Raw genomic sequence first — 3,575 nt, forward strand, 5'->3', positions numbered from 1 at the left:
AGCCTCGCGCTGCTGGTCAGCTACGAGGACGCCGCGCGCACCTTCGCCGGGCTGCAGCGCATCGTCGTCGACGAGATTCACGCGCTGGCCGAGAGCAAGCGCGGCGACCAGCTGATGCTGGCGCTGGCGCGGCTGCAGAATCTTGCGCCCGGCCTGCGGCGCGTGGGCCTGTCCGCCACGGTCGAGGACCCCGCCGCCATCGCGGCGCTTCTGGCGCGGCACCCCGACCCGTGCGCGATCCTGCACGCCGATCCGGGGCCGGAACCGGACATCCGCATGCTGGTGACCGACGAGGCGCCGCCCTGGTCCGGGGGCGGCGCGAAATACGCCATCCCGGCGGTGCTGGAGGAGGTCAGGCGCCACCGCACCACGCTGATCTTCCACAACACCCGCGCGCAGGCCGAGCTGTTCTTTCACAACCTCTGGCTGGCCAACGAGGAGGCGCTGCCGATCGGCATCCACCATGGGTCGCTCGACCGCGGACAACGGGAAAAGGTCGAGGCGGCGATGGTGCGCGGCGAGTTGCGCGCGATCGTCTGCACGGGCAGCCTCGATCTGGGGATCGACTGGGGCGACGTGGACCTGGTGATCCAGGTGGGCGCGCCGAAGAACGTCAAGCGGCTGGTGCAGCGAATCGGGCGGGCGAACCACCGCTACAACGCGCCAAGCAAGGCGCTTCTGGTTCCCGCGAACCGCTTCGAGGTGGTGGAATGCGTGGCCGCGCTCGAGGCCGCGCGGGCGGGCGAACTGGACGGCGATCCGCGCGGGCCGGGGCCGCGCGACGTGCTGTGCCAGCACATCCTGATCGCGGCGTGTTCGGGGCCGTTCGACGCGGATGCGCTGTTCGAAGAGTTTCGCAGCGCCGGGCCCTATGCCGGGCTGAGCCGCGCGGCCTTCGACGCCTGTCTCGATTTCTGCGCCACGGGCGGCTACGCGCTGCGGGCCTACGACCAGTGGCAGCGGCTGAAACAGCAGCCCGAAGGGCGCTGGGGCCTGCGCGACCCGCGCAGCGCCGTGCGCATCCGTCAGAACATCGGCACGATCCAGGACACCGACACGCTGAAGGTCAAGTGGCGCGGGCGTGGCGGCGCGCCGCTGGGCGAGGTCGAGGAAGGCTTTGCCGCGAGCCTCACGAAGGGCGACACCTTCCTGATCGGCGGGCAGATCGTACGCTACGAGGGCCTGCGCGAACTGGTGGTCGAGGTCACGCGCAATCCCGGCGCCAAGCCCAAGATCGCCACCTTCATGGGCACGAAATTCGCCACCTCGACGCAGCTGTCGGACCGCATCCTGCGCATGTTCCGACAGGACAGCTGGCCCGACCTGCCCGACCACACTGCGCAGTGGCTGGCGCTGCAGCGCGAGGTCAGCCGCCTACCCGAGCCCGGGCGCCTGCTGGTCGAGAGCTTTCCGCATGACGGGCGCGAACAGATGGTCGTCTACGGCTTTGCCGGGCGCAACGCCCAGCAGACCCTGGGCCTGCTGCTGACCAAGCGGATGGAGGAGATGGGCCTCGCCCCCATGGGTTTCGTCAGCACGGATTACGCCACGCTGATCTGGGGGCTCGACGCGGTGATGGACCCGGCGCCGCTGTTCGACCTTGCCGCACTCGAGGACGGGCTGGACACCTGGCTGGCCGGCAACGCGGTGATGAAGCGGACGTTTCGCGCGTCCGCCACCATCGCCGGGCTGATCGAGCGGCAGGTGGGCGGGCAGCGCAAGACCGGGCGGCAGGCGACCATGTCGTCGGACATCCTCTACGACACGCTGCTGAAATACGATCCCGACCACCTGATGCTGCAGATCACCCGCGAGGAGGCGATGCGCGGTCTCGTCGACTTCGACCGCATCCGCGAGATGAAGGCGCGCGTGGGCGACCGGATCGACCACCTGCGGCTGACCCGCGTGACACCGCTGGCCGCGCCGCTGTTCCTGGAGCCCGGGCGGGTGCCGGTGCGCGGGTTGGCGGACGAACGGCTGCTCGAGGAGGAGGTGACGCGGCTGATGGAGGATTCCGGTCTGGCCGAGGTCGATGCAGGGATGTCGAAACCGAAATGGCGGGTGCCGTTCTGACGCATCGTCCGCCCCGAGGTCGGGCTTGCGGGCGCGGGCGCGTTGCGGCAAAGACCAAAGCATGAACGCCCACGCCTTTTCCTTCCACGGTGCGCAGCTTCGCGCCCTGCCCTCCGGTGCGCTGCACTGGCCCGAGCGCTCGGTCCTGATCGTCTCGGACCTGCACCTGGGAAAGGCGGCGCGTCTGTCGGCTGTGGGCGGTGCCGCCCTGCCCCCCTACGAGACGCGCGAGACGCTGTCGCGGCTTGCGGACGATCTGGATGCAACCGACGCTGCCCGCGTGATCTGCCTTGGCGACAGCTTCGATGCCGCGGGCCTGGACGCGCATCTGCCCGAGGATGACCTGCTGTTCATCGCCCGCCTCCAGGCCGGGCGCGACTGGGACTGGATCGAGGGCAACCACGACCCCGGCCCGGTGACCCTGAGCGGTACGCACCGCGCCGATCTGGCGCTGGGGCCGCTGGTCTTCCGGCACATCGCGACGGCGGGTGCCGCGGGCGAGGTTTCGGGCCACTACCACCCCAAGGTGCGGATCAATGCGCGCGGGCGCGGCCTGTCGATGCCGTGTTTCCTGGTCGACGGGAAGCGCTTGGTGATGCCCGCCTTTGGCGCCTATACTGGCGGGCTCTGGACCGACAGCGCGGTGCTCTCGGCGCTGATGGGGGATGGCGCGCAAGCGATCCTGACCGGAAAACGCCCCTGCGCCATCCCGATGCCGCGCCGGATCCCGGCGCGGACCTGACGGGTCCCGTTAGCGGACCCGCTTGAGCATGTAGTTGAGCGCGAAGGGCGACACGACCAGGATCGCCAGCCCGACGATCTGCAGCGTGTCGAGCGGCTGCATGAGGCCGATGGCGATGAGACCCGCGCCCAGCGGCGCGAGCGTCACCAGGATCAGGCTGACGACCGAGGCGAAAAGCTGCCCCTTCGCCCAGCCGGGGGACACGGGCCTGTGGTGCATGCCATAGGCCCAGGCGTAGAGGACAACGGCCGCTAGCAGCAGGGCCACACCCTCGAAGATGTACATGGAAAAGCTCCGACCGGCGCCGCGATCCCGTCCGTCCGACCTCGGACGAAACCCTCGAGTCGCGCGCCGCGCGATCCGGAATATCGGGCGGCGCCGCGAACCGCGCAAGAGGCTCTGGACGCGATATTTCGCAACGCCTAGCGTGGCCGTCATGGACATGGAAACCCGCATCCGCGACAGCTTTGGCCGCCAGACGATGATGGACACGCTGGGCGCGAAAATCGTGTCGGTGGCGTCCGGCGCGGTCGAGATCACAGCACCCATTCTGCCGATCGCGTTGCAGCAGCAGGGCTTCGGTCATGCGGGACTGGCGTTCTCGGTGGGCGACAGCGCGGCGGGCTATTCGGCGCTGAGCATCATGCCCGACGACCAGGAGGTCGTGACGGCCGAGATCCGCATCCACCTGCTGGCGCCCGCGCACGGCGACCTGCTGATCGCGCGCGGCAAGGTCGTCAAGCCGGGGCGCCGGCTGGTG

At 69.8% G+C, this 3,575-nt stretch carries 4 protein-coding genes; 3 read left to right on the top strand and 1 reads right to left on the bottom strand.

Features of this window, described 5'->3' with window-relative positions; all coding sequences use genetic code 11:
- Together ACFDTC_RS17800 and pdeM are read left to right on the top strand one after the other, a co-directional pair.
- A partial coding sequence (locus tag ACFDTC_RS17800) for a helicase-related protein (protein WP_375260214.1) occupies positions 1-2,073 on the top strand: 2,073 nt, incomplete at its 5' end.
- Between the two features lie 61 nt (positions 2,074-2,134).
- The gene (pdeM, locus tag ACFDTC_RS17805) at positions 2,135-2,815 is read left to right on the top strand and encodes a ligase-associated DNA damage response endonuclease PdeM (protein ID WP_375260215.1); all 681 of its coding nucleotides are present in this window, start codon (positions 2,135-2,137) and stop codon (positions 2,813-2,815) included.
- 9 nt (positions 2,816-2,824) lie between these two features.
- On the opposite strand, the gene ACFDTC_RS17810 is transcribed toward pdeM, so the two are convergent.
- The gene (locus ACFDTC_RS17810; protein ID WP_375260216.1) at positions 2,825-3,100 is read right to left on the bottom strand and encodes a hypothetical protein; all 276 of its coding nucleotides are present in this window, start codon (positions 3,098-3,100) and stop codon (positions 2,825-2,827) included.
- A gap of 151 nt (positions 3,101-3,251) precedes the next feature.
- On the opposite strand from ACFDTC_RS17810, the gene ACFDTC_RS17815 reads away from it, so the two are divergent.
- Positions 3,252-3,575: PaaI family thioesterase (locus ACFDTC_RS17815; protein WP_375260217.1), on the top strand; the 324-nt coding region annotated here is incomplete at its 3' end.

Source organism: Citreimonas sp., assembly GCF_042096055.1.
GTDB lineage: Bacteria > Pseudomonadota > Alphaproteobacteria > Rhodobacterales > Rhodobacteraceae > Citreimonas.